7 protein-coding genes are annotated in these 6372 nt (G+C 36.2%); 5 read left to right on the plus strand and 2 right to left on the minus strand.

The window, feature by feature from the left end:
* On the plus strand, positions 1 to 740 hold a 740-nt coding region (locus GSY74_RS04335; protein WP_164663882.1), incomplete at its 5' end, for a hypothetical protein.
* Between the two features lie 129 nt (positions 741 to 869).
* Here GSY74_RS04335 and GSY74_RS04340 read toward each other — a convergent pair.
* Together GSY74_RS04340 and GSY74_RS04345 are read right to left on the minus strand one after the other, a co-directional pair.
* Positions 870 to 2072 (minus strand): ATP-binding protein, encoded by a 1203-nt coding sequence (locus tag GSY74_RS04340; protein WP_164663883.1) that lies wholly within the window; start codon positions 2070 to 2072, stop codon positions 870 to 872.
* A 111-nt stretch (positions 2073 to 2183) separates the two neighbouring features.
* Entirely contained in the window at positions 2184 to 3110 is a 927-nt protein-coding gene (locus GSY74_RS04345; RefSeq protein ID WP_164663884.1) for a DUF234 domain-containing protein, read from the minus strand.
* Between the two features lie 71 nt (positions 3111 to 3181).
* Here GSY74_RS04345 and GSY74_RS04350 point away from each other — a divergent pair, with 71 nt between their 5' ends.
* The 4 genes from GSY74_RS04350 to GSY74_RS04365 are packed head-to-tail and all read left to right on the plus strand — an operon-like array spanning position 3182 to position 6341.
* Positions 3182 to 3469 (plus strand): hypothetical protein, encoded by a 288-nt coding sequence (locus GSY74_RS04350; protein WP_164663885.1) that lies wholly within the window; start codon positions 3182 to 3184, stop codon positions 3467 to 3469.
* A 33-nt stretch (positions 3470 to 3502) separates the two neighbouring features.
* Positions 3503 to 4066 carry a hypothetical protein gene (locus GSY74_RS04355; protein WP_164663886.1) on the plus strand — a complete coding sequence of 188 codons (564 nt, stop codon included), beginning with the start codon at positions 3503 to 3505 and terminating at the stop codon, positions 4064 to 4066.
* 1 nt (position 4067) lies between these two features.
* Positions 4068 to 5735 carry a flotillin family protein gene (locus GSY74_RS04360; protein ID WP_164663887.1) on the plus strand — a complete coding sequence of 556 codons (1668 nt, stop codon included), beginning with the start codon at positions 4068 to 4070 and terminating at the stop codon, positions 5733 to 5735.
* Positions 5736 to 5738: 3 nt separating this feature from the next.
* Positions 5739 to 6341: an OB-fold-containig protein gene (locus GSY74_RS04365; RefSeq protein ID WP_164663888.1), complete on the plus strand. Its 603-nt coding sequence runs from the start codon at positions 5739 to 5741 to the stop codon at positions 6339 to 6341.
* Positions 6342 to 6372: the final 31 nt, after the last annotated feature.

The following is a 6372-nucleotide window of genomic DNA, read 5'->3' on the forward strand; positions in this document are numbered from 1 at the left end:
CTTGGAACAATGCTTATGTTCGAGGTATCTCTATTTTGCCCAAAGGGTTGGAGTATAATGCAACTTTTTACAAACCTAAAGAGGAAAAGATTATAGAAAATCTAAAAGAGCATGTGCTTACAAGAGACCGAGAAATAGAGGAACTAAGAGAGCAGTTAAAAAATATTAAAGCTGTAGAAGTCCCACAAAATCTCAAAGAGACCCAAGAGGAAAAAGAAGCCAAAATAGTAGAAGAAGCGATAGAAAAAGATGATGGTATCAATTATGATGATTTGGACTTTAAAGAGTTGATAAAAACCGTAACCAAAGAGTTTGGAGCAACCTCTGAACCAATTTGTAATGGTGTAAAAGGTTGGCAAAAAGAGACAGAATTTTATATCAACAGCTATAATAAATTGACCATTCTAAGCCCAACAGGTCAAGTGGCTCAACTCAAAAACCCCATTGAGATTGGTGATTTTTGGAAATATCTTGATAAAAATAGACATCAAATAGGAAAAGTAACTGATTTTACAAAAAAACTGGATGTGGATGAGCTAAATAAGCGTTATGGTGAGATGGATATTATTTTAAACGATACAAAATTCAAAATTTATAAGATTAAAAAGGTCAAAGATGGAGTGCAGGTTTCTATGAAAAGTAGTGACAATGGAAATATAGCCATGCTTTCAAGGGATGGAGAGGCTATTGTTTTTGGGATTGAAGAGTGTGAGAAGGTTTTGTTGGGGCTTCGGGGTTGAGAGTTGAGATATGATGCATCCTGCCGTTCAAAGTTCAATATAATAGTAAAATAGTAACAAAAAGTGGAGATTCAACGGCAGGGGCGAATGGCGACTCAAAGTATCAACCCGAATTTAGTGTTTCTCTCCCTAAAAAAACATCCCAAAAGGAACAGCAAAGTTCTTCTCGTCTATCTCTAAAACAGACTCTCCCATATAAAAGACAATACCTAAAATCTCTTTTTTAGAGCGATTTTGAAAATCAAAAATATGTTTAAAATCTCCCTTGCCAACTGAATGAGAAGCTTTAACCTCAATGGCTAACATCTGCTCACCTCTACTCAAAATAAAATCTATCTCTTTTTTGTCACTGGTATGATAGTGAAACATATCGGTGTTGTCTACTGCAAAGCTAATGTGTTTTTTAAGTTCTGAAAAAATGAATGTCTCATAAATTTGACCTTTGTAGTGAGACTCATCTAATGTTTTTGAATTTTTTATTCGGAGCATATGACAGGCTATGCCAGTGTCAATCATGTGGAGTTTTGGGGACTTAACAAACTGTTTACCTATGTTTTCAGAGTATGGTCGTAGCAATTCAACTTGATAGAGTTGTGCTAGTATGGTTAAAAAGTTGTCTACCATAGAGTCTTTTAGAGCTGTAGCTTTGGCTATTTTTGATTTATTTAAAAGGGTAGCTGTTCTAGGAGCGATGACATTGAAAAACTTAAAAAAATTATTTATCTCTCGTATCTCTCCCAGTTCTCTTGCATCTCTTTCTATGTAGGTTGAGATATAAGAGCTAAACCAAAGTCTTCTTTTTAGTTCGCTGTCTAGTCGCAAAATCTCAGGGTAACCACCTGAAATAATGCTCTCTTCTATAATCTTAGAGTCTATCTTTTCGCAAGAGAAATCTCTGTCAAAAAGCATATCGACCACATTTTCTGTTGGTTTATTGTTTCGCTCTTTAGCACTTAAAGGATAGAGCGAAAGTTCAATAATACGACCTGCTAAAGTATCTTTTGTTTTTTTCATGTCCAACAAATTGGCTGAACCTGTGAGTAGATAAGAGCCATTAACTCTGTCTTTATCTACATCCATTTTAATGGCTTCGAGAAGATTCGGAGCTTTTTGAATCTCATCAATGCAGATTGGTTTTTCAATCCTATTGATAAGACCTTTAGGATTGTCAATCGCTGTTACCCTCAAATCAATATCATCAAGCGTGACATAATTTTTAAAAAATTCTGAGGAGAGTGTTGATTTTCCAACCTGTCTTGCCCCACTTAAGAGAACAATAGGAGAAATTTCTAGTGCAACTTCTAAGAGAGGAGCAATACTTCTTTTTATCATAATAGACTCTTTTTTATAAATTATACCCTTATAAGGTTAAAATTTTGTACCTTATAGAGGTTATTTTTACTAGTAGCTACAACCTAACCATCCACTCTAGAAAATTTCAATCTAATACTTCTTATTCGTATAAACCAACAAATCTTTCTCACTCAAATTATCAAGCAGACTAGAAAAGTCCTCATTGGTTAAAAGCATAAGATTCTCATCGCTCAACTCTTTTAGTTCAGATGTAAAACCATTTTTAGAAAAAAGAACATACTCATCCACATTTAGTCCTGCTTTTTCACACTTCTCTTTTAGGCTCGTAATCATGTGCATTTTTGCTTCTGTTTTGGAGTATTTACACTCACCTGCCAAGATTTTTCCAGATTTTCTTTTGAGAGCTATGGGTATCTCTAGCTTTTTATCATAATATGTACCTATGGAGACAACAGGGTCACGCTCAAACTTTGTAGCAAAACGCTCTTTTACCAACTCTAGCACCAATTGATTGCTCAATAAAATAGAAAAATTTCCTCGTAACGCATTCCATTTTGCTTCAGACTCACTAAAATCTCCTGTAGAGATACTCTGATAATAAGGAGAAATAGTCGCAAACCAAAAACGCATAAAAGGAAACTCAAACAGCAGTTTGTCCAATTTTGCATAACGCTCATTGCGAGGCTCTTCTACCGAAGTCTCAAATCTGAGCAGACTTTTGAGTTCCAAATAGTCCACAGCCTCTTCACCTTTGTCTCTACCCACTCCAGCTTTTTTAAACACATCATCTTCATACTCCACACCTAGAGCAATAATCGTCAACATCATATGATACAGACCATTCCCATGTGTAAAATTTATAATACCCTTGTGCAGGGCTTCATAGTTACACAGTACCTTTTCTTTTATGAGTTCATCAACACTTTTAGAGGTGTCAATATCCCATCCTGTAGCACCAAATACGGTAAAATATTCTAACGCGACATCAAAGTCTGTAATGTTGTTTTGGTAAGCAAAAGAGCGAAAGTGTTGTAGAAGTATTGGGCGTTTTGACATGGTATAGCCTTGTTTTAGATGCGTGATTATAGCGTAAATAAAAAATTCATTTATAACTACTTTTTGCATTATTGTACGTTGATAAAGAACTCAACTTAATACAAAAACCCAAACAACCAAAGTGGAATCTTTCTATCATCCACCGTATAATCAACATCAGCAACTACAAAACTGTTTGCTATATCTTTTATCTGTTTAAAACCTCTGTTTTCCCCACCTATCTCAAAGAGATTATCTCCAACTCGAAAATCTCCAATATCGCTGTAAAAAATCTGCTCAAAACAGTTTACAAAGAAAATCTCTCTAACAGTTCCTATCTCTACCTCTTTATCAAACTCTTTGGCGTAACTATAGAGTAATGAAGATGGTATAATTAGTTCAAAAGAAGAGGAATGAAACTAACCACAGACAGATTTATAAACAAATCACTATCAATGCCAACAGACTACTTTATCTACTCATTAGAGTCAATTATAGATGAGCAGATTAGTGATGTAAGAGAACTACTAAGAGTGGAGAGTTTAACAAGAGTGGAGCCTGAATTGATGGATGAGATTGCATCTACTATCAAACAGATAAATAAAAAAGTCGGTTGGTTTAGTAAATTTTTTCATAATATATTTGGTATAGAGAGAGATATAGAGACTCCAAAGAGGAGATTAAAAGCTCTACTTGACCTCTTGCATAGTGATACTAATAGACTTGCAATAGATATAAAAAAGAGCCGAGACAACGATAAAAAAGTAATAAAAATTTTGGATTATCTCCAAGAGTTAAAGAGTAAATTATTAATTATAGATAAAAATAATAATTTAAATAAAAATAAAATATTCATTAAAGAAATAGAGGGTAAAATACAACTGTTAAAAGGTTATAGCATTGCGTTGTCACTAAGAGAAGTGAATCTCTTGGAGATAGAGAAGATTTATAAGATTATAAAAATAGAAGGATATTAGTATGTTAGAACTGTTTGCTGCGTTAGGTATTTGGGTTTATGCCCTTTGGTTTGTGGTATTTATTTTGGTGTTGGGACTTATATTTGTTAGGATATTTAAAAAGACCACCAAAGAGGAGGCGTTTATACGGACTGGACTTGGTGGAGCCAAGGTTATTTTGGATGGGGGGAGTATTGTTTTGCCGATGATTCATGATAGGACTGTGATTAATCTCAATACCCTAAAACTGATAGTGACTCGTAAAAATGAGCAGTCACTTATCACCTCTGATAAACTCAAAGTTGATGTGATTGTTGAGTTTTTTGTGCGAGTTAAGAGGGACAAAGATTCAATCTCAAAGGCTGCATCGACTCTTGGCTCAAAAACTCTTCGTCCAGAGGATTTGAAATCGCTTATCGAGGGTAAGTTGGTTGACTCGTTGCGTTCGGTTGCTTCTCAAACTACTATGGAATCCTTGCATGTGGAGCGAAAAGAGTTTGTGCAACAGGTCTCAAACACCGTGGCAGAGGATTTGGATGCCAATGGATTGGAGCTAGAATCGGTCTCTTTGACCTCTCTTGACCAGACCAATATTAACTTCTTTAATGAGAACAACGCTTTTGATGCACAGGGTCTGCGAAAAATTGCAGAGATTACCGAAGCGAAAAGAAAAGAGAGAATCGATATTGAAGAGGATACGAGAGTTCAAATAGAGCAGAAAAGGCTAGAGGCCAAAAAGAAGATACTTACAATCAGAGAAGAGGAGGCATTTGCACAGGCTTCACAAGAGTCAAATATCCGAATCGAGAGGTCTCAACAGGCAAAAGAGGCAGAGGAGCATGAGATTGTAAACAAAAAAGCTGTTGCGTTTGCCAATATTCAAAAAGATAAAGAGATTCAAGAGCGAGAGATTCTAAAAAATAGAAAGCTAGAGACGGATAGGATTTTAAAAGAGGAGGCTATAAAGATTGCTCAACAGGAGAAAAATATTAAGGTCTCTGAAAAATCAAGTGCTGTGGCAATTGCTGATGCTAAAGCGAACTTAGAAAAAGCAAAAGAGGTAAAAACCCAAGAGATAATAATAACAACAAAAGAGACCGAGATTGCAAACCGAGTCAAACTACTGGCACTCATCAAAGCGACCCAAGAGGCAGAAGAGGAGGCTGTAGCCAAAAAGACTCTTGCCCTTGCAGAAAAAGAGGCGGCCGAGGATAAAGCAGATGCACTAAAGATAGAAGCTGGTGGAGAAGCAGAGGCGATAAAAATCAAAGCCGTTGCCAAGTACAAAGAGTATCAGGTTGAAGCAGAGGGTCAAAAGCTGATTAATGAGGCGTTGAATATGCTCTCTAATGAGCAGGTGAAAAAAGAGATTCAACTAGCAATGATAGAGAGACTACCAGAGATTATAGAGCAGATGACAGAACCTGCGAAGAGTATTGATAGTATCAAAATCGTTGATATGGGTGCCGGGGGTAAAAGTCTGATGAATGGTGATAAAAGTGGAGAAACAGGTACAAAAGGCTCTCTGCCAGAGCAGATTACTGAGGCGATGATGAACTACTCTGTGGGAAGTGCTATGATAAATGATATGCTCAAAGAGTCAGGGCTTGGAGAGTCAGCAGGGGTCAAAGAGATAAAAGATTTTTTGGGGTCAAATGCTATTGGTAAATCTGAGCCAAAGAGCGAGTAATAGATGGAGTTTTCAGCACCTGAGATGTTGCCCTATTCGGTAGCATTTATGATTTTTGCTATCTTTGCTGTTTTGGAGTTTAGCTCCATGATTTTGGGATGGGGTATTTTTGCATTTTTAGACGATATTTTTTCCATAGATACTGATATAGAGGCGGAGACATCTTTAGGCAATTTTTTTGGCTTTGTAAATCCTCAAAAAGTACCATTTTCTATGGTGCTTATCTCTTTTTTCTTTATCTTTAGTTTTTTGGGGAGTTTGATACAGAATATCTTTGGGTTACTACCTATTGTGCTAACTCTTCCTATAGTTTTGATAATCACGGTTGTACTCTTGCGACACACTACCAATATCATCGGAAGAGTGATGCCAAAAGAGACAACAGAGGTGGTTTCCACTGATAGTTTTTTGGGTAAAAAGGCTACTATCCTTGACCCCTTAGCAAAAAGGGGGCTTCCTGCTCGTGCTAAGATTAGGGATATTTATGGAGAGAGTCACTATATTCGTGTGGAGCCGATGGGGGATGATGATGTATTCAAAGAGGGAGATGAGATTATTCTGATTGAGAAATCTGGGTCTCTGTTTTTGGTTAGCGAAAAAATATAAGAAAAAGTAGTTTTATCAATTTTAAAAATAA

The organism is Sulfurovum sp. bin170 (assembly GCF_010892395.1).
Classification (GTDB): Bacteria; Campylobacterota; Campylobacteria; order Campylobacterales; family Sulfurovaceae; genus UBA1140.